This window comes from Steroidobacter cummioxidans, from assembly GCF_003104955.1.
This window is the reverse complement of record NZ_LSRW01000048.1, coordinates 67465-89551: the sequence shown is the minus strand read 5'-3', so window position 1 is coordinate 89551 and position 22087 is coordinate 67465. Positions and strand designations below refer to the sequence as shown.

The following is a 22087-nucleotide window of genomic DNA, read 5'->3' as shown; positions in this document are numbered from 1 at the left end:
GGCTCGGAGATGTGTATAAGAGACANGTGCTAGACACTGCGGCAGGGCGCTCACGGACAACCAATCTCCCATACACGCCTGCGGCGTCCGCCGAACCCGAAACTTTCGACGTATGCGCGAACGACGTGCTTGGGCCATGGGACGCGGGGCGCGAACCGACGCCCGAGGCCGTACAACTGGGTGTGGAGGTCGCGCTGCTCACTCCGATGCCCAGCTTGAGCGAGGGGCTTGGAGCGATGCCGCGCTTCCGAGCACAAATCGGTCCTTTCATCGGCGTGGCTGGCTCACTGTACCTGCGCTCTCTGGACGGCGGCTTCACAGGCCTGGAAGACGGCGGCGGCTTTGTTGGCGGGGCGGACCTGTCGCTGCGGGCGGGCTATGGCCTCGAAGGCGTGCTGGGGGAGGCGAGCGATGGGCTCGTGTATTTTTCCGTGGGCTACGGTGGCGATACGCCTTCCAGCAATAAGTTCAGCAAGTCCAGAGCTGCTGAGGAAGGTGGTTCTCTCACCGCCGCGATCCCGGGCCGCACTGGATATTCGGCGCGACTGCGCATGCCGTTCTACTTGATCCCCGGCGATCTGTTGCTCCTGTCTCCGCTCCACTTCGCATCGCCCAAGTCGTATCAGCGCATGGCGGTCACTGCCGTCAATGGTGGACTGATTCCGTGGCAACACGGCTGGGCGACTCGCTTCGGCCGATTTCAGCTCGTGCTCGGGCGCGAGCTTGGGGTGACGTTCTATGGAAGGGGTTCAGAGGACGACAGTCTGCTGGCGCCGGGCGTGCCGCCGGGTTCGGGACCGCGTGTGATCAAGTTCGAGTCGACGTACTACGAACTTCCAATCCTCGAATATCGTCCCTATCGCGCATTCGATTCGACGCAGTCTTCCGAGCTGATAATGCAGCTTTTCGCCGGCGTGGACGTTCCGCACAAGGATAGCCTCGTCTATCCGCCTGGCGCACCCGCTGTAGATATGGATCGGGTGTACATCATCGGTGTGCGACTGGTGTTCGACTGGCGCAGATACTTCTGAGCGTCAGGAGCGTCGAGGAGGCGCGAGGATGCGGATCCTGGTCGTGTAGCGCAGAACAAGCGCAGCGCGCTCAGTGCATCATGGCGGCTAATCGCAAAGCGTGAGCACCAGCGATGGCGCGAATGTGAGCAGCGTCGCCGCCAACGCAGAAATCGTAGCGCCGAACCCGACGTACTCCACGAAACGCATGCGGTCATGGGCTCGGCGTTGCTGCCAGCAGTACCACGCCAGGTATCCCAATGCCGCGATATGCAATGCCAGCAGTGTGAGAAGTATTCCGCGCTGGAGCGGGCGTGGCCATGCGAACGCGCAGCCGACAGCATTGACCCCGTAAAGCGTGAGAAACGCGCCGGCCCAGAGGATGAATCCGGCGGCCAGTAACAGCAGGCGTCGCGGGGGAACCTGAATCATGACGGCGGTAACATGCCAATGAGCCGGGGCATGAGCATGACCAACGCCACGGCAATCACTCCCGTCACTGCGGTGTAGTCGAACCAGAGTTTGAGCACGGAGAAGTCGACTCGCCGCTGCGGTGAGATTGCGCCACGCCGCGCTTTGAGCAGCGTGTTGAGCGTCAGCACCAAACAGATGCCTGCATGAATCGCCGCGTACAGCAGTAACGCGAACGAAGTGGCGAGGTGGGCGTGCGACTGTGCATCCGGAATGCGAGCCAACATGATCCAGAGCACGGCCAGTTGCACGAGGGACGCCACGGCCAGCACAAGCAGTGCGGTTGAAGGATTGCCCGTCGCATTGGCGGCGATGGCCCGACGCGCCAGGGGAAAGTGAGCGACGAATCCGATCATCGCGACATAGCCCCACACACCGAGCTGCACGATCGTCGTTGGTGGCCACTGCGGAGCGACCAACCATAGATAGAGCGTGCCGAAGACCAGCGAGGCGAACAGCGTCGCGTTCGCCAGCAATGCGAAGATCGCTGCCCACCATGGCGCCGAGCCGTCGATCTCAGTGTGCGGCGGAACGCTGGCGCCACGGCCAGCCTCCATTGGACCGAGATCGCGCGCAATCGCATTGATCTGTGACCAGGCGACGAAGCTTGCGACGACAGCAAGCGCACACAGCGTCGCGAGCCAGTAAATCTTGAACAGCATCCCCAGCACGCATGCGGCAGTGAGCAGGCCGGAGACGAGAGGCAGGTAGCTGCGTCTCGGCAGCAGCATCACGTGCTCGAGGCGACCCGTTACCATATCGACGCCGAGCGTCTCCATGCGATCGTCGCGCACGAAACCAAGATAACCCTGTCCAGCCGCCAGCGCGGGAGAAAGTTTGGGCACGTCGATGCGATCTGCGCGCTGTTCGAGGTGCGGCAGGGATGCAAACGCGTAGGACGCTGGCGGCGTTGGTTGAGCCCATTCGAGCGTGCTTGCCTGCCAGGGATTGCGAACGCTGCGTCGGCCGAAGCGCAACTGCATGATGAAATCCGCACCGACCAGTGCAAAGCCCATTGCCATGGCGAAGCCGCCGACGCTGGAGAGCAGGTTCAATTCCTCCCAGCCGACGTTGGGGGCATAGGTGTAAACGCGCCGTGGCATGCCGAGCAGGCCGGTCAGATGCATCATGAAGAACGTGAGGTTGAAGCCGACGAGGATCAGCCAGAAGGCGGGGACCGACAGTCGATGGACGCTGCTGCGTCCGGTGAAATGTGGCAACCAGTAGTAGGCGCCCGCCAGCATGGGAAAGACAAAGCCGCCGACCAGCACGTAGTGCAGATGGGCGACGACAAAATGCGTGTCATGAACCTGCCAGTTGAACGGCACCACGGCCAGCATCACACCGGTGAGACCGCCGATCACGAACACGATGAAGAATCCGAACACATACAACATTGGAATGTCGTAGCGCGGACGGCCCTGCGCCAGGGTGGCGAGCCAGGAGAAAATCTGCACCGCCGTGGGAATCGCCACCAGCATGCTGGCCGCGGAGAAGAACGCCAGCGCCAGATGGGGAATGCCCACCGTGAACATGTGGTGTACCCACAAGCCGAAGGAGAGAAAGCCCAGGGCGACGAGCGCGATCACGATCGCGCGGTAACCCACGATGGGCCGCTGTGCGAACACCGGAATGATGGTGGAGAGCACGGCCGCGGCGGGCAGAAAGATGATGTAAACCTCGGGGTGGCCGAACAGCCAGAACAGGTGCTGCCACAGCAGCGCGTCGCCGCCTCGGGTGGGATCGAAGAACGGCAGTCCGAAGGCTCGCTCCATCTCCAGCAGGATCGAACCTAGAATCAGCGGTGGAAATCCCACCACCATCATCAACCCGGTGATGAGCATGTACCAGCCGAACAGCGGCATTCGATCCAGGGACATGCCCGGCGCGCGTAGCTTGAGAATCGACACGACGATCTCCACTGCCGCGGTCAGCGCCGAGATCTCGACGAAGGTGATGCCTAGCAACCAGATATCGGCATTGATGCCCGGCGTGTAGGCTACTGAAGACAACGGCGTGTACATGAACCAACCGCCGTCCGGTGCCACGCCGAACAGCATGGAGGCGACGATGATGGTGCCGCCAAACAGATAGCACCAGTAGCCGTAAGCGGACAGTCGCGGAAAGGCAAGGTCGCGTGCGCCGAGCATCTTCGGCAGCAGGTACATGCCCAATCCCTCGAGCAGCGGGATGGCGAACAGGAACATCATCACCGTGCCGTGCAGGGTGAAGAGCTGGTTGTAGATGTCTGGCCCGACGAAGGCCGAGCGCGACGTGGCGAGCTGCGCCCGGATCAACATGGCGAGCACGCCGCCGATCGCGAAGAACACGAGCGAGGTGACAATGAAGCGCCGGCCGATGACGGTGTGATTGACGGCGCTCAAACGCTGCCATCCGCGGCCGCTACCCCAGACGCGTTCAAGCGCCTTGTGAAGCGCGATGGGCGACATGCGCTCGTTCACGGGCGCTGCGCTCATCGCGGGTTCCTCAGCACCGCTGCTCGATACTCGTCCGCGGCATGAGCGATGACTTTGAAACGCATGTCCGCATGGCCGATCCCGCAGAACTCCGCACACTGTCCTTCGTACTCGCCCGGCTCGTCGGCCTGCAGGCGGACTTTGGTTTCATGGCCGGGGATGGCGTCGATTTTCCCCGCCAGCCGGGGGATCCAGAAGCTGTGAATCACGTCGTTACTCGTAACTATCACGTCTACGGGCTCGCCTGCCGGGATGTGCAGCACCGGTGTGCTCGCGGCGCCATCCATCTGCGGATAACGGAATTGCCAATCCCACATCAGCGCGATGGCCTGCACCTGCATGACCTGCGCATCCGAGCGCGCTATCAATCGTTCGCCCAGATAGAACGCATACGTAGCCAGGACGGTGAGAACTGCCACAGGCATGAGCACCCCACCACCCAGCAGCCATGCGCGCACTGAGGTGTTTGCGGCGTATCCCGGTTTGCGATATGCCAGCCATAGCAATCCGACGACCAGGACGAACAACGCGGTCGCTGCCACGAACATGGCCCACCACAGCGTGACGATCGGACCCGCTGCGGGCCCCGCAGCGTCGAGTGACGAGAGCGGTCGTTCGCCGCAGCCGCCGAGTGCGCAAAGCGACGCCAAGATGAGGAACGTCGGGTGGCGATGCGGAGTTGCGTTGAAGCCGCGGCCTGCGATGTCGGTGCGCAAACCATTCAGGTCTGCTGGCGCGGCGTTTGGAGGCAGTGCATGAGTGAAACCGAAGAGGGCCTGTCGCGGCGGCCCGATCCGCGGGGTCCGCCGGTGGAGACCGTGGCCAAACAGGACGTGAGTTCGGCCATCGCCGTCGCGGGTCATCCGCTGCATGCCATGAGTGTTCATTTTCCGATTGCCCTAGTGTTCGCCACGCTGGGCATCGACGTGCTCTATTGGTTTCAGGGCGACCCGTTCTTCCTGCGTGCGGGCATCTGGAGCTCGGGGTTCGCGTTCGGGCTGGGCGTATTGGCCGCCCTGGTCGGCACTGCGGAGTTGCTGGCAGTGAAGGGCATCCGTAGCCGGGTGAGCAGTTGGTCGCACGGCGTCGCAGCGATGATGTTGCTCTCCATCGCCGGTGCAAATTGGGGTCTGCGGCTGACAGCCCCCGAGGAGGTGCTGCCGCATGGCCTGGCCCTCTCGGTACTGGCGGCGATCTTCACTGGCCTGGCGGGATGGCACGGCGGCAAGCTGGTCTTCGACCATGGCGTCGGCTTGATGATCGATGATAGAAAATGACGCATGCTCGTAGGCCTCGCCCAGCCCGCCGGGCTTGAACAGGCCGTCCGCAGCACGCCACTCGAAATGCGGCTTGACGAGCACCACGATCACGATGGCGGTGACGATGGCGATCGTCGCCGCCGTCACCGCGGGATAGTGCCAAGGTGTGACCGTGGCTGCTTTGTCGAACAAGCGCAGCAAGACGCGGCCGGTCAGAAGATGGATCACGGCGAGCAGTCCCACCAGTAGTAGCTTGATCGAGAACCACTCCGTGAATGTTTGCTGCTTGAAGATCAGCACGATGCCGCTGCCGATCGCCACGAAGGCGGCGGGCGAGAGAACGACGACATAAAAGAAGCGAGCCATCGAGTGCAAGCGGTGCAGATCGGTCATCGTGCCCGCATCGTTGCGCTGGCGGTTCAGAAATGGAAAACAGATCAGCCCGGCGGCCCACACGGAGATGGCGGCGATGTGGAGAAATTTGAGTAGGGTTGCGGTCATCGTGCTGCGGGCGCCTCATGCTTACGCAGCAGGGTTGCGCACAACACGAGAGCGACGGCGAAATACGGCAGCATCGCCGGCACCCACATCAGCAGCCCCGCCAATTGCTGGTCCTGCAACTCCGTCAGCCCGAAGGACCCGGTCGTGCCGAAGTGCGGCGTGAACACCGGACGCGGCGCAAACACCAGCAGCGCGCCCAGCAGCCCCATCTGCATCATGGTCGCGAGCAGTGACAGTACCGCAGCACCCGGCGAGGTCCGCGGTGATAGCACGCGTTTCCAGAGTAAGAAGGCAGAGAGTAGCAGCGACAACTGCATCAACCAGTAGGCGCTGTCGCTCGACAGGGCCAGCAGATAAGGCGCAGGACTGTGCCAGACCCAAACGACGATGGCATGAGCGAGAGTGACTGTCGTAATCGATAACACTGGCGCCGCGTCTGGCTGTTCATCGGCTCGGCGACACGTAAACACAATCGCCAGTAGCGGCGCTGCCGCCGCGATGAGCAGCAGATGATGAGCGACTCGGGCAGAAAATAAAGCCGAGGCCAGCGCACATAGCGGCGAGATGAATGCAATGCCCATCAATAAGAGAGCTGCGATCAGTGCCCGGCGGCTGCGGATATCACGATGGCCCTGTGTGTATCCCAAGTATGCAAGCGTCAACAGCGCCGCGATGAGCCAGGGATCGAAGTTCCAGCGGCTCCACAGATCGGCCGCCAGTGGCGCGGTCCCGCAGTAAGGAACTGCACCGAAATTCACGACGGCCAACTACGTGTGCGACCCCACCGGTAGCGCCGTTGGATGTTCACGCCTGCCACGAGGCAGGCGTGGGAGGGGGAGAGAGGCGAATAGCAGACCGGCGACGAGACCACCGAGCGCCATCAGAATGGTGCAGCTGACATCGCGACTCGCGCCAACCAGCAAGGCGACGGGTGCGAGCCAGTTGACGATCGGAATACCCACCCCGATCGCAAGCGCGCCGGCAGCCGCGAACAACACGAGCCGGGACACGCGTTGCTGCACGGGCAACAGCGAGGCGACGACGAAAGCGACCAGAAGCGAGGGCAGCACGATGTGACTTCCGTAAGTCGGGCTGAAGCCGCTGAAGATGTCGCTTAGCGTCGCTCCAACGCGCACATCGCTGGAGATGTCGGCACCGATGCTGCTGAGCCCGGCAAGATTGTATTGGGTCTGGACGACCGCGCCCCATATCGTCGCCACCGCGACGGCCGCGATGAATGGCACGATGCTGGAGGGTTTGAGCAGCTCTTTCATGGGTTCAGTCCTCGTCGGTGCAATCTTCTACATGATTGAAGGAGATCAGGTCGCGCCGGCCGTGACCCTGAGCACCTGTCCATCGCGTTCATCCGTCACTAGCAGCAACGATCCGTCTGGCGCGGTGCGAACATCGCGCATGCGCTGGCCCACAGCCTTGAACAGCACCTCCTGCTGCACCGGTTCGCCATCGCTCCCGAGCACTACGCGCCGCACGCTTTTCTCCGCCAAGGCAGCAATGAAAAGATTGCCCTGCCACTGCGGAAACTGATCGCCGCCGTACAGCGTCATGCCCGCCGGCGCGATCGAAGGTACCCAGTACGTGCGCGGTTGCTCCATCCCCGGCAATTCCTTGAACGGTGTGATCGCCGCGCGGCTGTAGTCGAGCCCGTAACTGATCAGCGGCCAACCATAGTTGCGCCCTGGCTCGATGACGTTGAGCTCATCGCCACCGCGCGGGCCGTGCTCGTGCGCATACAGCACGCCAGCAGAGTGATCGGCGACGATGGCTTGTACATGCCGATGACCGTAGCTGTAGATTTCCGGCAGCGCGTCGTCGCGTCCAACGAATGGATTGTCCTGTGGCACGGTCCCGTCCGGATTGATGCGGACGATTTTGGCCAGGTGTGTGTCGAGCTTCTGCGCCTCTTCACGAAAATAGAAGCCATCGCCGAGGCCAAGTACCAAGGTGCCGTCGCTCATCCAGGCCATTCGCCCACCGAAATGAGCATCGCCGGACTTTGCTGGCTGCGAGGTGAAGATGGGCGTCACATCGTGTAACTGCTTCCCATCGAAGCGCGCGCGAACGACTCGAGTGTGGTTTGCGTCTTTGTTGCCGTGTGCAAAGGAGATATAGATCAGCTGTGAGCTCTCATAATCCTGCGAGGGCAGGACATCGAACAGGCCTCCCTGTCCCGAGGCGAAAACAGGAGGCATACCGGCGATCGGGGTCTCGTTCAGACCGCGCTCGTCAATGAGGCGCAGGCGACCCGGGCGCTCCGTGACCAGCATCTGGCGGTCGCTCAAAAACGCCACGGTCCAGGGATGTTCGAGACCGGCCGCGACCACTTCGATGTTGTAGGGAGCTTCGTTCGCCAGAGTGACGCAGCACGTCAACGTCATCGCAATCGTCACGGTCACTCGCTTCATCGCGGCTTCCTCCTGGGGGCACCTGTGCATGTATTACTCGGCCGCGGAGAAAAACGCATAGCCGGCCCTGGGGTAACGTCGCGCACCAACGACGGTTCCACGTCTTCACGGTTCGGGCAGTGTGATGACTGCACCCAGGCCAGCTTCATCGAAGCGCGTTCCGAAGAGCTCCCGTAGCACTGCGAATCCCAGCTCGCTCGTGCAGTGCGCGGGTGCCACCCGTTGGATCTTCAACTCGTCTCGAAGCACGCGACCAACGCGCCGAACCTCAGATTCGGGAGTGCGAACGAGGTGAAAGCCGCCGGTCACCGTGTAGAGCCGCGGATCGATTCTTCTCGCCACCTCGAGAATCTTCTCGACGCCAGGGTGCGAGCAGCCTACGACGACCGCGAGACCTTTGGGCGTGCCGATTGCCAGTGACAACTCATTCATCTCAACGGTGCCAGGCTTTTGTGACTGAACGCTGAGGAGATGAAATCCCGGAAAGATCTCCGTGACCTCGGTGACCATCCTGAAATTCGCTTGCTCCCAAGGCGTGCCAGTGGTCCAGCGTTCCGGCTTCTTGCCCTCGAAGTACTGCAATGTCACCGGCAGGCCGGGTTGGCGCTGCAAAAAATCCAGAGGCAAGGCACCTTTGAAGAAAGCGACTTCCTGGGGTACGTAAATCGGTACGGTTGGATTGACCTTTAGCAGGTAGGTAAGACCGCTGGTGTGGTCGCCATGGCGGTGGGAGATGACGACTGCGTCGAGGCGCTTCAGGTCGACCGCAAGCGCCTCGACATTGCGCTCAAACGTGGCGGCATCATTGCCTGTATCGAACAGGATCCGTCTGCCGTCGTATTCAATGAGTGCCGCGAAGCCCCAGTCTTTGACGAGCATGGCCGATGGCGCACCGAACGCATCGTAGAGATTGGTAATGCGATCGGCCGCCGCGGCACCGACTGATGTGAGGAATCCAGACAGTAGAGCAATGGGCAGGGATTTTGCCAGGGCAGGGGTCTGCATGACGTTGCCTCGAGAAGTATGGCGCCCATCGCTTCGACATGATGCAAGTCAGATCGACATCATGGCGACGGCGCACTCACTTCATCCGTGCTGTTACTTTCGCGCGCAGTTCCGCAAAGGGTACGGGACCGTCCTCGATGATGAGCCGATGAAAAGTCGGCAGATCGAACTTCGCGCCGGCCAGGCGTTTCGCGCTGTCCCGAATCGCTTCGATCTCCATCCCGCCCATGGCATAGGGCACGGCCAAACCCGGTTCCTCGACGATGCCAGCTGCCTTGCTCTGAATTCTCTCCTTTGGCATTGCAGGATGGTGAGCTTGAAGATAGTCGAAGATCTGTTGTTCGCTCCAGCCCAACCCGTGCATACCGATATCGGCGACCAGGTCCGGTGTCGATGAGTCCATGACACTGCCGATGGTGCCGAGCTCGGAGTTGTAGAGCGGGAGCTCTCGCGCAAGTCCCTCGGTATACGTCGCCCAGCCTTCGATCATGCCTGGGAAGTACACCAGACGCGCAATCCGATGAGCCCCCGTACGTACTCGATCGCGAGTGACGAGCTGTTGCAGGTGATGCCCCGGCCAGGTTTCGTGAAGAACCGTTGCTTCGAGTTGCGAGGGCGCCAGATTTTGATAGTCCGCCCGGTAATAGTAAACGGCCTTGCGCGTTCCTTGATCGTCCCCAGGCACGTACTGTCCGCTGGGTGCCGTCGCGGAGGCCGCGTCCGAAAAGGGGATGAGATCGACGTCTGCACTCGGCGGATTCGACACGACTTCGCCTGCACGTGCCCGCGCGCGTGCCACCGTAGCGATGATGAAAGTTCGAACGCTGTCTGCGCTCGAGAATCGGTTTTCCGGATCGGCGCTGAGTGTTTGAGCCAGTGCGCTCAGGTCAGCGAACTTGCGACCGTAGAGTCGTTGCCCTGCTGCGAGTGCGATCGTAGTTTCCTGAGCCACACGAGCTACGCCGCGGTTGTAGAGCTCGGTTGCATCTATGTCGATACTCGTCTCAGCTTTGAGGATTGCCCGATAGCATTCCGCGCCGCCCTTGTTCGCTCGGATGCTTGCAGTCGTGCGTGCCTTGGGCAGGTACTCGTCCCGGAGAAAATCACGATAATGAGCCAAAGCCGGCCGGATCTTTGAGTTTACGATCGCTGTCCACGCAACCACGAAATCCGGCTCTGCGGCCCGCTTTGCAGGACTGAAAAATGGGCTGTCGGCCAGCGGCTCCGCGAGTAGTGAATCGAGTTGGCCTATTACTGTGGTGACCGCCGTGCGCGGCGCGCTGTATCCGAGACGCAGACCCTCGCGCAGATTTGCGATGTGCTGATCGGCAAACTTCGGCAGTTGCGAAAACCGAGCGACGATCTGGGCTCGACCTGCCTCATCTGCCACTGGTTGCAGCTCGGCTGTCAGTGCGAACAGGCTCTGCCACGCAAAGGTCCTGATCTCCCAAAGATAGAACTTGCATACATTTTTCGTGCGCTGCTGTGAGAGCGCCTGCTTGAGGATTGCGAGCGTGATCCATTCCGGCGTGCCCGCGATGGACTGCATGTCTATCGCATCGGCGTCCGCCTGCATCGTCGCGACGAGGGACCACCATGCTGCAAGATCCGCCGGTGAATTGATCGGCAATGAATCGCGTTCGGACGTGGGCAGTCCGGAGTATTCATAGTGGGTCGGAAAGCGTTCCTTGTACGCATTCGCGTATCGGTCAGCAAGCGCAGTGACGCGTTCGGCTGGAGAGTCGTCGGCAGCCTCCGATGAACATGGGCAGCCAAGGCTCACTATCAATGCGAGAGTAAAGAGGCCAAAAGCGCAACGCGTCGAGTGCATGGCATAACCCTCGAGGCCTTAGATGGATTGAGCGATGCAAGATCGCCTGGCAGCGCGCTGGAGAACTATCGACAGTGTCCAGGGAAGTACGGCCGGAAATCCGAATCGTCCGACGAGCCATATGTCGCAATCGCAAAAGCCAGCTGAATCTACTGCTCGAAAGATTATTGTTGTTGACGCGGCAGGTGTGAGGCAAGCGGGTTGGGGATTACAGCTGAGATGTCACCGACGTAACGCTCACGGCCTCGGGACGGCGCTGCCGGGCTTGAAGCGATGCAGCTCCGAGTGGGTGTCCAGAACAGCTCAGAACAGCTCGCGAGCGTATGCATATATATTTCGCCGCGTGCGGCAACGTTGACAAGCCTGGTGCCGCAAGACAACATCGGATCGACACAGCGGCGGTTGAAGTTTGCACGGAACAAAGATTCCAGGGAATGAAGCCCTGGATCCCTGGACACCCACCGATCCCTGGATCCCTGGACACCCACCACACCAGCAGGGTTCGTGTTCGCCGGATTTCTAGCGAATTGCCCAGTTAGTGGAGTTCAAGGGCGTGATGGCCGCTGGAATGATGCGCTCATGGGCTATCCACGCAAGTTGCTCATTTCGCTGGAGGACACGCCGTATTACCACGTCGTTGCCCGCTGTGTACGTCGTGCCTGGCTGTGGGGCTACGACGCGTACGCAAGTAAGGACTACTCGCATCGCAAGGCCTGGGTCGTGCACCGGCTGCGTCACCTCGCTGATATCTTCGCGATCGAGCTGTGTGCCTACGCCATCATGAGCAACCACTATCATCTGGTATTGCGAGTGGATCGGCAGCGAATCGCCGGCTGGAGTCATGCCGAGATTGTGACGAGATGGACTCAGCTCTTCAGCGCGCCGCCCTTGATCGAGCGTTGGCAGGATGGCCGCGCGAGCGCAGCCGAACAAATGATGGCCGAACAGTTGATCGAGCGCTGGCGCCTGCGATTGATCGATATCAGCTGGTACATGCGTTGTTTGAACGAGTATTTGGCGCGGCGGGCCAACGCCGAGGATGAGTGCACCGGCCGGTTCTGGGAGGGACGATTCAAATCGCAGGCGCTGCTGGACGATACAGGCTTGCTGACGGCGATGGCGTACGTCGACCTCAATCCGGTGCGGGCAGGCATTGCGGCGACACCCGAGGAGTCCGAGTTCACTTCGATCCACGCACGTTTACAGCAGTTCCGGCGTGAGTCGTCGGCGCGGCCGCGGACGAGGCAATTCCTAAGAGGCCAGGCGAATGGTCAAGCACCGCCGCCATTGCTCGCCTTCAGCGAATCAGCCGATCCGGATCGATCCCGCATTCCGATGGAGTTCCTCGATTACCTGCAACTGCTCGATTGGAGTGGACGGCGACGCCGGGCAGGCAAGCCCGGAGCTATCGAGCAGGAGGTGCCGCCCGTGCTGGCCCGATTGCAGATCGATGCGGATGCGTGGCTGCGAACGATGCGGCCGGGCGGTAACCTCTTTGGACGCGCGATAGGTCGAATCGAGCGCTTGCGAGCTCATGCTAGAAGAGTAGGCCAGTGCTGGATTCGAGGCGTGGGGGCGACGCGGAGGTTACGCCAGGCATAGTCGTTGCCAACGGCCATGCTCGCTTCAAATCGCGACGTACATTTCCGCTGGAGCTTTCGCTGAGAACTTATCGATCTTGAGCGATGGATTTGCGGATTCTGCTAACAGCAGGAAATGATGGGTGTCCACGTGCCCGTCGGTCCGTGGGTGTCCATCAAAAGGTGTCTATGGGTGTCCATAAAAACGCGTCGCCAAAACGTCGTGTCATCTATGGGTGTCCATCAAAACGTCATCAAAACGTCATCATGGGTGTCCATCAAAATGTCAAAATGGATCAAAATGTGCCGGAAGCAGTGAAGCTCTGGCCGCCAGTCGTGTACGTCACCGTGTAGGTATCTCCGCTGGTTGGGTGCACCGTGCCCGTGCCGCTCATTTGGGCAGCAAACGTGCGATTCGTGCCTGGCCCCAATGTTTGCCCGGCTGACAACGTGTATTGATACGTGATGGTGCTAGCTGTGCTATTGCTGCTCTGGGTAATACTCGAGCCGATGGAATTGTATTGTCCAGAGAAGGCGATGCCGGTAGTGCGCTGAACGGTGATCGTTACCGAGAGTGCGGTCAGCGTTCCTGTGTTTGCGATGCGCAGTTGCTCTTCGACAAAGTATCCGCCACTGCTCGTGACTGCCGGCGTCACGGTGACAGTGCCGCCGTCGCCGGGCGTCGTCACTGTGAGCACTACGGAAGTGGTGCGTGTCGTAGTGCCTGAGGAGCCTGTGATGGTGACTGTAGCTGGGCCCGCTGACGCGGTGCTCGATGCTGCGAGTGTAAGCGTTGAACTGGCACCTGTTGCCGACACTGGATTAAAGCTGGCGGTGACGCCGCTCGGCAAGCCACTGGCGCTCAAGGCGACCGCCCCAGTGAATCCACCTGAACGTGTAATCGCGATCGATACGGTGCCACTCGAACCACGCAACACGGAGAGCGTGCCTGGAGATGCCGCGATGGCGAAGTCCTGTGTTACGGCAGTGGTGGTTGCGCTGACCGCTGCGCTCGCAGCGGACTGTTTGCCCGACGCGTCCTGAGCAACGACAGTGTACGAGTAGGTTGTCCCTGGCGTTCTGCCAACGTCCGTGAACGTGGTTGAGGTGGCGCTACCCGCCAGGGTTGAGCCGCGGAAGACTTGATAAGCCGTTACGCCTACATCGTCTGTCGATGCATCCCACGCGAGAGAAACGGTTGAGCTCGTCGTGCCAGTCACGCGCAGGTTCGTCGGCGTTGTCGGCGGCTGAGTATCTACGACCCCGCCACCCGGTTCGCTTCCAAATACGCGCACGCCGTTGTCATAGACCGGAATGCGCTGTACGAGCACGGGCGTCGAGCCCGGCGTCGTCGATACGCCCGTGAGTGACCAGTCGTTACTCGCATCCCACGCACCGGAGCTCGCAATCCGGAACTGGACTTCTTTGCGATAGTGCTGCTGTCCTCCCGGATAGATCTTGGTCCCGTTGCAGCTGACCGTTACGTAATAGATGTTGCTCGAGTGTTGCGTGGGGCCTGTCGGAGGCAGGCATTGGTTGTAGTTTGCAGTCAGCGTGATCTGGTTGGGGGTCACGCCAGGTTCGAGCGTGAAGTAGTAGCGGAATGAGAGTTTGTCCGTGACACGGGCAGGCCATCCGGACTGATTGTTGAGGAGCAGCTTGATCTCGGTGAAGTTGGAACCCGAAGCGTTGATGGACGCCTCGGGGAAGACTTCATTGCCGACGACCGGCTCCGGCGTCGGGAAGTTCGCCAGGGGCGTGCCACCGAATTCGCCAACGAGGCGCGCCAGCGCGCTGGTGAAACCGGCGTTGTAGTCAGTGGCGACCTCGTTCATGGTGTAGTCCGACCGATCGTCGGTGTATTGGTCGTTCGGCGACGTTGGGCCACCGACTAGCGCGCCATACAGAATGTGACGGCTGACCGTCGGATTGGTGATCTGATCCGTCCAGGAGCCGTGTGCGGTTCGATGGTGGGGGTTGCGAGGCGGATTCGTGCCGAAGCCCACGACGAAGCTACGGTTCAACGGATTCTGCCCGAGCGCGTAGTTGATCTGGCGCACGGCAAAGTCGTGATAACGGGCTTTCAGAGTTGTATCGGCGATGGCGTCAGAATAGACGAGGGCGGCGAACGCAGTATTCGCCGCATAGCGCAGCGATCCCCAGCGGTCGAGCACTGCCTGTCCGCCCGGGCTGTAGCTCACGCGCGTGCCATCGGCTCCCAGGGCTGTTCCGCCCACTGTCCACCAGTTGAGCCAGCGCTGTGAGTCCTCGTGGTAGCGCGTAGCGCCTGTGAGCTTCGCGAGGAGCACATAGCTGCCATAGGATTTGTCGTCCCACGCGTGTGTCCACTTGTACGACTTGACGTTTGTTTGCTGCTGGTTGGACAGGTTCGAGTAATAGCTCTCCGCTTTGGTGAGGAACTGTGCCTCGTTGGTTGCACGGTATAGCCAGATTGCGCCCCACACGAGCTCATCGTTGAAGCCGCTCCAGGAGTTGTAGAACGACCCGGCGTCAGTGATGCAGTCGGAATATTTGCCTCGGTAATTGTCCGCGAATGAATAGAGCTGCCGCGCGTGCGTGAGCAGCGTGTTTGCATACGTGGGATCGCTTGGCCGAAAAGCGATGGATGCCGCAGCGAGCGCCGCGGCCGTCTCGCCCGCCAGATCCGAGCCCGGACAGGAGGTGGTGATGCGGAAGGAGGGCCGCGCCATCTGCATGACTTCCGCCGGGCCCCACCACGCGTGATCTGTAGCACCTGCGCCAACCTGACCATAAAGTTCGTTCGGCGAGGGGTGCGCTTTGATGAAATAGTCCGTTGCCCAACGCAGTTGGTCGAGCGCCACATCGAGCTGACCGGCCTGCACGTAGTTGGCGCGATACTCGACGATTCCCCAAGCGAGCATCGTGGCGCTGGCGGCCATGGGCAGGCCGAATTTCACGTGGTCGCCTGCGTCGTACCAACCGCCGGTGAGATCGCGTCCGACGTCGGAGCCGTCCTGCATTCCCGAATCACCGCGCCAGTTCACCCGGTTGGACGCGGGTAAGTCGCCGGAGCGCTGTGCCTCATAGAAGAAGAGGGACTTTTGCAACGCCTCCGCGTAGTTGAATGTTTGCGCCAGAAGCGGCGGCGAGAAGAGGACCAGGCACGCGACGATAAAACTCGCAGCGCGCGGCATTGCGCGATGGATCATGTGTCACATCCATGTCTCGACGTTCCATGAGTCTGCGGACGAGCATCGCGAGAACGCGACGCCTCCACTCGTGGATGCAAACATACTCAAAAAGACATCGCTGTCAATGCCGAATTGCAAACGAAACATCGGCAGCGGGCAGCGCACCGCTGGCGAACTCTTCCTGAATGAAATTCTCGTGCCTTGCGGCGTCCCGTGCTCGGGGACGGTGTTTTGGGTTAACACAGAATATTGTTGGTGCCCGATTCACCAGCTTGACTTGCCGATCTCATGTCTGTGTTATTGAGTCCAAAACCAATCTCACAAACGCCGCAGGGGAAAGTATGGAAGCTTTTAGCGGGCGTACACGTGCTCAATGGATTCAGAGCTTGATCGCCACACTGGCGGCCAGTGTTGCCTTCTTCTTCATCAGCACGGCGCGTGCAGATATCGTCATCTACGACGATGCCCTTGCGCCGGGTTGGCAGAATTGGAGTTGGGCCGTCACTGACACGGCTCACGCGGCCACCGTGCATACTGGGGGCGCTTCACTGGCAGTTACACCGACAGCGTGGTCGGCTGCGTACCTTCGATCTGCAGCTGCTCCGGTCGATACCCAAGGGCTGCTCAACCTGACGTTCTGGGTGAACGGTGGCACCACGGGTGGGCAGCGGTTGCAGGTCGTTGCAGTGGTGAACGATGTGGCGCAACCGGGCATTCCGCTCGACGTGCTGACACCGAATGTCTGGCAGCGCGTCGTTGTGCCGTTGAGTGCGCTCGGCGCAGACCGTCGTAACGACGTCAATGGATTCTGGATTCAGGAAGGGGCGGGGCAGGACTCACCCACGTTTTATGTGGACGACATCGTGCTGGAATCCGGCACTCCGCCGACGCCGCCGCTGCGCATCGACGGCATGGGGCTCTATGACGACGCCTTGATAAACGGCTGGCAAAACTGGAGTTGGGCATCGGTCAATCCCGCGAGCACCGCCAGCGTCCATACTGGCTCGACTTCGATCGCCGTGACGGCGGGTCCGTTCGCAGCGCTTTATCTACAGCACAACGCCTTTCCAACTCAGCCGTACGCATCGCTGCGGTTCTGGATCAACGGCGGGCCGCAAGGGGGGCAGACGCTCAATGTCATCGCGCTGTTGAGCGACGTCGCCCAACCCGCCGTGACCATCGGGCCGCTTGCGCCGAACTCGTGGCAGGAGGTTACGATTCCCCTTGCGGATCTCGGCGTGGCGAATGCGGCGGCACTCACTGGCATCTGGTTACAGGAGAACGCAGGCATAAACCAGCCGACCTTCTATGTCGACGACGTGGGACTGCAGTTCGCGCCGCCGCCAGGCGTCGTCAACGTCCGCGTGGATCCGAAGCGGCCGGTGCGTCTCGTGGATCACCGCTTGTTCGGTGTGAACGCCGCAGTATGGGATGCTGCCTTCCACTCTCCGAACACCACTGCGCTACTCAAGGAACTCGACAATAGGGTACTGCGCTTTCCGGGCGGGTCGTTGTCGGACGTGTATCACTGGAGCACGAACACGAGCGAAGGTGAGACCTTCCAGTGGGCTACCAGCTTCGATGAGTTCGCGGCAGTGGCGGTTGCGACGCAAGCCTCCGTGTTCATCACGGTGAACTACGGAACGGGCACTCCCGAGGAAGCGGCCGAGTGGGTCCGATACTCGAACAAGTTCAAGAAGTACTCGTTCAAGTATTGGGAAGTGGGCAATGAGAACTACGGCACCTGGGAAGCCGACAACAACGATCGGCCGCACGATCCGGTGACCTACGCGAATCGATTCCGCGAGTATTACCGGAGGATGAAGGCCATCGACCCGAGCATCAAGATCGGTGCCGTGGTCCAGCGAGGCGAAGATTCGGAGGTCATCTATACCGACCATCCAGTCACGAATCCTCGCACGGGTGAGGTCCATCTCGGTTGGACGCCGGTCATGCTGACGACGCTGCGCAACCTCGGCATCACGCCGGATTTCGTCATCTATCATCGCTATGAGCAGGGGCCGGGCGGCGAGAGCGATCTGTTCCTGTTGAACTCAGCGGCGAGTTGGTCCAGCGATGCAGCCAACCTGCGTCAGATGGTCGACGACTACCTGGGAGCCAACGGCCGCCGCGTAGAGTTGATTTGCACGGAGAACAATTCGGTTTACAGCAATCCTGGCAAGCAGACCACCAGTCTGGTCAATGGTCTGTTCCTGGCCGACAGCATCGGCAACATTCTGCAGACCGAGTTCAAGGCGATGGTATGGTGGGACTTGCGCAATGGCCGCGAAGCCGGCAACAACAATAGCTCGTCGCTGTATGGGTGGCGCCGCTATGGCGACTACGGCATGGTCAACGAGGCGGACCCGGCCGGCCCCGCCGATCGCTATCCGACCTTTTACGTTTACAAGTTACTCAAACACTTCGCGCGCGGCGGAGAGTTGGTCGTACCAGCCCAAAGCGATTACAGCAGTTTGGGGGTCTACGCCGTCCGCGATAGCGGCAAGTCGCTACGGTTGTTGTTGATCAACAAACATCCGAGCGCCACCCTCAATACTTCCATCAAAATCCCTGGGATGAAGAAAGGAGGGAAGGCGCTCGTTTACAGCTATGGCATTCCACAGGACGAAGCCGCGCGTACCGGTGAAGGCTCAGCGGATGTGCAGCAGTCCAAGCTGGTGGTGTCAGGCTCGACGCTGAATTATTCGCCCGCGCCATACTCTGCCACGGTGATCGACCTCGTTCTCGACTAGGGAGCTGGCCGGGCAATCGCGTGGCCCTAGCTGGCCATCAGCCGTTCAGGGCATCTGCGAATTTCCGCATGAGTCGGATGAGCGCTTCGACGTCCTGCGGCTCCCAGGAGTCGAATATCGCGCGGCCCATCCGCTCGCGCGCTGCGTCCACCCGGTTCGTCATCGCTTTACCCTGAGGCGTGATCGCGACCTTGCGTACACGGCGGTCCACGGAGTTTTCCTCGCGTTTCACGAGCCCCAACGCTTCGAGTTTCGAGACTTGCCGGCTCACTGTCGTGTAGTCGCGTCCGGCCCGCTCGGCGAGATCGACCAGACCGATCGGTCCCACTCTCTCGACGCCTACCAGCAACGGAAACAACGCACGGTCCAGTGAGATGCTCGCCGCTCGCACCATGTAGGCATCGCGCTCCGGGCGGTTCATGACGGCCATGATGTCCAGCAGGGATTTGTGCAAGTCTTTGAACTGCTGAGGGGAAATGTGTGCAGATTGCACTCGTCGGGTCCGTGCCATAGGGTGCGCCTGGTTATGTGCATCTTGCAACTATGGAGCAAAGCATGAGCGAGCGCCACGCAACGGACGTATTGATATGTGGTGCCGGCGCAGCCGGACTCACCCTTGCCATCGATCTGGCGCGACGGGGTGTGCGGTTTCGATTGATCGACAGGATCGACGAACCGTTTCGCGGCTCACGAGGTAAAGGTATCCAACCGCGCACTCAGGAGATCTTCGAAGATCTCGGCATTCTCGATCGCATCGTCGCGTGTGGTGGCGTGTATCCACCACAGCGGAAGTATCGTAGCGACGGCAGCTACGAAGACTCAAATGTCGTCGAGCCACGCGAGCCGACGCCCGCTGAGCCATATCACATTCCGCTCATGATCCCGCAGTTCCTCACGGAACGCGTCATGCGCGAACGGCTAGCCGAGCTCGGTCATGCTTGTGAATTTGGATGCGAACTAATCGGCTTTGAAGATGATGGCGATGGCATATCTGCTCGCGTCATGACCAAGCACGGAGAACAATCGATACGCGCGCGCTATCTCATTGGAGCGGATGGCGGGCGCAGCTTCATCCGTCATGCGCTTGATGTCGGATTCTCGGGGAAAACCCTCGGAGTCCGCGCGGTGGTCGCGGACGTCTTGCTGACGGGTCTCGATCGCTGCGCCTGGCACACTTTCAACAGCGATTCGATGGAAACCCAGATTGGAGTGTGTCCGCTGGCGGGCACCGACCTGTTTCAAATACAGGCGCCCATTGCGCTCGAAGGGGATATCGATTTGTCTGCGCTGGGTCTCACCGCGATGGTGGCCGAACGCACTGGGCGAAAGGACATTCGCATCGAGTCGGTATCATGGGCATCGGCATACAACATGAATGCACGGCTTGCGGACCGCTATCGCATCGGACGTGTGCTGCTGGTCGGCGATGCCGCCCACATTCATCCGCCAACCGGTGGCCAGGGACTGAATACCAGCGTCCAGGACGCTTACAACCTGGGTTGGAAGATAGCGGCGGTGATCGGCGGTAGTTTGGATGCGCTGCTCGATACTTACGAAGAGGAGCGACGGCCAGTTGCCGCGAGCGTGTTGGGCCTGTCCACGAAACTGCTCGACTCGGCCAAGCGAGGAGAGGTTCGTCGCGGCCGAGAAGTTCACCAGCTCGATATTGGCTATCTCGCTTCGTCGCTCGTGCTGCAGAAGCCCTCGCGAAATAGCGGCGTGCTTGCTGGCGATCGCGCGCCCGATGCGCCGATCCGCGGCGCTGGCGGTCAATGGAAGCGTTTGTTTGACCTGCTGGCAGGACCGCACTGGACATTGTTGGGCTACGACGTCGATCGAGATCGAGTGCGCCCTCGAGTGGGGCTGCGAGTCTATACATTCGGCACGCACGGCGATTTGATCGATGAGCGCGGCCATTTCAAGGACGCGTACGCTGTGTCTCGCGGCGATTGGGTGCTGGTCAGACCCGACGGGTACATCGGCGCGATCGTGGCGTCACACGAACTGGCAGCCTTGGAGGACTACCTTGATCGGTTGTTGCAGTGACTTCGCTCATGGACATGCAATGTGCGTCAATTCTCATTGCCGCCGAGGAATCTGAGTTAAGTTCACTGTCCAGGTCTAGGAGCACTGTCGAACGGAATGACGCATGTGTGGGGAAGACCGACAAATCGTGCAGGCGGCAGGCCTGATGTTGATCCTGTTCGTGGCGGTAAGCACTGTACTGAGCTTGGTATTGCCCGATAGCGGTGAGAGCTATCCGCCCGCGATGACGATGCTTGCCGATTTCGTCGCGGCTGCAGTGCCTTCGATAGACGGCTTTGCCGCGGTTTCTGCATTCCCCGTCGCAACCAAGATGTTCCTTGCCGTGCAGTGGCTGTTGGTGCCTGCGATCGCGGTGCTGATCAGCAGGTACCCGAGTCTGGTTCAGCCGAATCAGAGGACCCTTCGCCGCTTTTCCCGCTTCAAGGTCTGCTTACTGCTCATGGCGGTTGGAGCGCTATTCGTCATTTATCCCGCGACCATGATCGTGCAGCCGGAGGACTTGGCGAACAGGGTGGGGCGCGCGCGAATGCTTGCTCGTGTGAGCGAGTCCAGGCTGTGGATGGGCTTGATCGGCTCGTCAGTTATCTTTAGCGCGGCCTACTGGATCGCGCTCCTCAACAGTTACGTTCGAGCGCTGTTTTTTGGTCCGCGGTTGCAAGGAGATTAGGGCTTCTGGACCGACCCGGCGAAGGCGCGATCATGAGGTGACGATACGATGACAGGTGGAACCAGTGGTCCGACGTAAAAAGAACAGAGCGACGATCACTGGTCGCCATTCGATATCGCGCAGCATTTCTCGAGATCCTGGTGGTTTGTTCGTGTCATTCTGAATCGCTGACAGAGAGGATTCGTCGCCACGCTCGGTGATCAGTGAATTTCCGTGAGAGGTTTGGAGAAGAGCAGTAACATTTTTCCACCGGGCTGCTGGTCGTAGACGTAAACCGAGTACGCCGCCTCCATTTCCGGGGCAATGTTGATTTGTGTGTGGAGCTTGCCACCGGTCGCGTGCGCCGCAGGCCTCTCAATGCGCGACCGAAAGGGCAGTGCAGGCGGGAACTGAGCCCAGCAAGAAGGATGTCTTCGCTTTATGCGGCAATCGACACGGCGATAAAGTGCCGCATTTCGGCGATACTTCGAGCTAGCGCCCGCGGATGTACGGTCGAACTGTGACGGTGGGGCATGGAGAAGAGGGACGAATTCACTTTGCGTAGTAGTGCTGTGAAGAAATGGCTGGCGAGCCTGTTTCTGATTGCAGTCTGCATCGCGTTGATTTTCCCTCCGGCCTTCTGGCTCACTGCTCCGGGAGTTCTGCTCATCGTGGCAGCCAAAGTTGCTAACTCTTACCGGACGGAGCAGTGGATGTCGTGGGAGAACGAAGGGTCATTGAACTGGTTCGAAGGATGGGCGGCGGCCACCGGCGTAATCCTGGCAATCACGCCGCTCGTACTGGTGCTCATCAGATGGGTGCTGCAGTGATGGATGGCTGCGGATAAGCGAAGCTCTTTGCCGCCGCCGCGGGAACGGTAGGCGAGCGCGGGGAGTTCCTGGCGAACTACCA

Annotated in this window: 17 protein-coding genes and 1 pseudogene; 7 read left to right on the top strand and 11 right to left on the bottom strand. The window is 60.6% G+C overall.

The window, feature by feature from the left end; genetic code table 11:
- Positions 1 to 125 precede the first annotated feature (125 nt).
- Positions 126 to 1031, top strand: a complete 906-nt coding sequence (locus D0550_RS22195) for a hypothetical protein (protein WP_153067271.1) — start codon at positions 126 to 128, stop codon at positions 1029 to 1031.
- An 87-nt stretch (positions 1032 to 1118) separates the two neighbouring features.
- On the opposite strand, the gene D0550_RS22190 is transcribed toward D0550_RS22195, so the two are convergent.
- Genes D0550_RS22190 through coxB form a run of 3 tightly spaced genes read right to left on the bottom strand, consistent with a single transcriptional unit; the run spans position 1119 to position 4845 of the window.
- Positions 1119 to 1442, bottom strand: a complete 324-nt coding sequence (locus tag D0550_RS22190) for a hypothetical protein (protein WP_116811377.1) — start codon at positions 1440 to 1442, stop codon at positions 1119 to 1121.
- On the bottom strand, positions 1439 to 3958 hold the full coding sequence (ctaD, locus tag D0550_RS22185; protein WP_116811376.1) for a cytochrome c oxidase subunit I: 2520 nt from the start codon (positions 3956 to 3958) through the stop codon (positions 1439 to 1441). Before ctaD ends, D0550_RS22190 begins: the two co-directional genes overlap by 4 nt.
- Complete coding sequence (gene coxB / locus D0550_RS22180) at positions 3955 to 4845, bottom strand: cytochrome c oxidase subunit II (protein ID WP_206606462.1); 891 nt, start codon at positions 4843 to 4845, stop codon at positions 3955 to 3957. Before coxB ends, ctaD begins: the two co-directional genes overlap by 4 nt.
- Between coxB and D0550_RS36920 the strand changes: the two genes are divergently transcribed.
- Positions 4735 to 5235, top strand: a complete 501-nt coding sequence (locus D0550_RS36920; RefSeq protein WP_414717326.1) for a DUF2231 domain-containing protein — start codon at positions 4735 to 4737, stop codon at positions 5233 to 5235. The two genes, coxB and D0550_RS36920, sit on opposite strands and share 111 nt — an antisense overlap.
- Positions 5236 to 5316: 81 nt before the next feature.
- Here the strand turns inward: D0550_RS36920 and D0550_RS36915 are convergent.
- From D0550_RS36915 to D0550_RS22145, 6 genes and pseudogenes are all read right to left on the bottom strand, one after another.
- Positions 5317 to 5718: pseudogene (locus D0550_RS36915) on the bottom strand (CopD family protein); the annotation flags it as partial.
- Complete coding sequence (locus tag D0550_RS22165) at positions 5715 to 6476, bottom strand: cytochrome c oxidase assembly protein (protein ID WP_116811380.1); 762 nt, start codon at positions 6474 to 6476, stop codon at positions 5715 to 5717. The gene D0550_RS22165 and the pseudogene D0550_RS36915, both read right to left, overlap by 4 nt.
- A gap of 9 nt (positions 6477 to 6485) precedes the next feature.
- Positions 6486 to 6992, bottom strand: a complete 507-nt coding sequence (locus tag D0550_RS22160) for a hypothetical protein (RefSeq protein ID WP_116811374.1) — start codon at positions 6990 to 6992, stop codon at positions 6486 to 6488.
- A 45-nt stretch (positions 6993 to 7037) separates the two neighbouring features.
- Positions 7038 to 8141, bottom strand: a complete 1104-nt coding sequence (locus tag D0550_RS22155; protein WP_116811373.1) for a PQQ-dependent sugar dehydrogenase — start codon at positions 8139 to 8141, stop codon at positions 7038 to 7040.
- Positions 8142 to 8246: 105 nt separating this feature from the next.
- On the bottom strand, positions 8247 to 9146 hold the full coding sequence (locus D0550_RS22150) for an MBL fold metallo-hydrolase (RefSeq protein ID WP_116811372.1): 900 nt from the start codon (positions 9144 to 9146) through the stop codon (positions 8247 to 8249).
- Positions 9147 to 9222: 76 nt separating this feature from the next.
- Entirely contained in the window at positions 9223 to 10977 is a 1755-nt protein-coding gene (locus tag D0550_RS22145; RefSeq protein ID WP_116811371.1) for a DUF885 domain-containing protein, read from the bottom strand.
- A 579-nt stretch (positions 10978 to 11556) separates the two neighbouring features.
- On the opposite strand from D0550_RS22145, the gene D0550_RS22140 reads away from it, so the two are divergent.
- Positions 11557 to 12579, top strand: a complete 1023-nt coding sequence (locus tag D0550_RS22140; protein ID WP_116811370.1) for a transposase — start codon at positions 11557 to 11559, stop codon at positions 12577 to 12579.
- A gap of 274 nt (positions 12580 to 12853) precedes the next feature.
- On the opposite strand, the gene D0550_RS22135 is transcribed toward D0550_RS22140, so the two are convergent.
- Positions 12854 to 15733 carry a glycoside hydrolase family 9 protein gene (locus D0550_RS22135; protein ID WP_414717324.1) on the bottom strand — a complete coding sequence of 960 codons (2880 nt, stop codon included), beginning with the start codon at positions 15731 to 15733 and terminating at the stop codon, positions 12854 to 12856.
- A 383-nt stretch (positions 15734 to 16116) separates the two neighbouring features.
- Between D0550_RS22135 and D0550_RS22130 the strand changes: the two genes are divergently transcribed.
- Positions 16117 to 18483 carry an alpha-L-arabinofuranosidase gene (locus tag D0550_RS22130; protein ID WP_153067270.1) on the top strand — a complete coding sequence of 789 codons (2367 nt, stop codon included), beginning with the start codon at positions 16117 to 16119 and terminating at the stop codon, positions 18481 to 18483.
- Between the two features lie 37 nt (positions 18484 to 18520).
- Here the strand turns inward: D0550_RS22130 and D0550_RS22125 are convergent, their stop codons facing one another.
- Entirely contained in the window at positions 18521 to 18994 is a 474-nt protein-coding gene (locus tag D0550_RS22125; RefSeq protein ID WP_116811367.1) for a MarR family winged helix-turn-helix transcriptional regulator, read from the bottom strand.
- 44 nt (positions 18995 to 19038) lie between these two features.
- Between D0550_RS22125 and D0550_RS22120 the strand changes: the two genes are divergently transcribed.
- From D0550_RS22120 to D0550_RS22110, 3 genes are all read left to right on the top strand, one after another.
- On the top strand, positions 19039 to 20529 hold the full coding sequence (locus D0550_RS22120; RefSeq protein ID WP_116811379.1) for an FAD-dependent oxidoreductase: 1491 nt from the start codon (positions 19039 to 19041) through the stop codon (positions 20527 to 20529).
- Between the two features lie 103 nt (positions 20530 to 20632).
- Positions 20633 to 21196 carry a hypothetical protein gene (locus D0550_RS22115; RefSeq protein WP_116811366.1) on the top strand — a complete coding sequence of 188 codons (564 nt, stop codon included), beginning with the start codon at positions 20633 to 20635 and terminating at the stop codon, positions 21194 to 21196.
- Positions 21197 to 21708: 512 nt separating this feature from the next.
- Entirely contained in the window at positions 21709 to 22005 is a 297-nt protein-coding gene (locus tag D0550_RS22110) for a hypothetical protein (protein ID WP_153067269.1), read from the top strand.
- Positions 22006 to 22087: the final 82 nt, after the last annotated feature.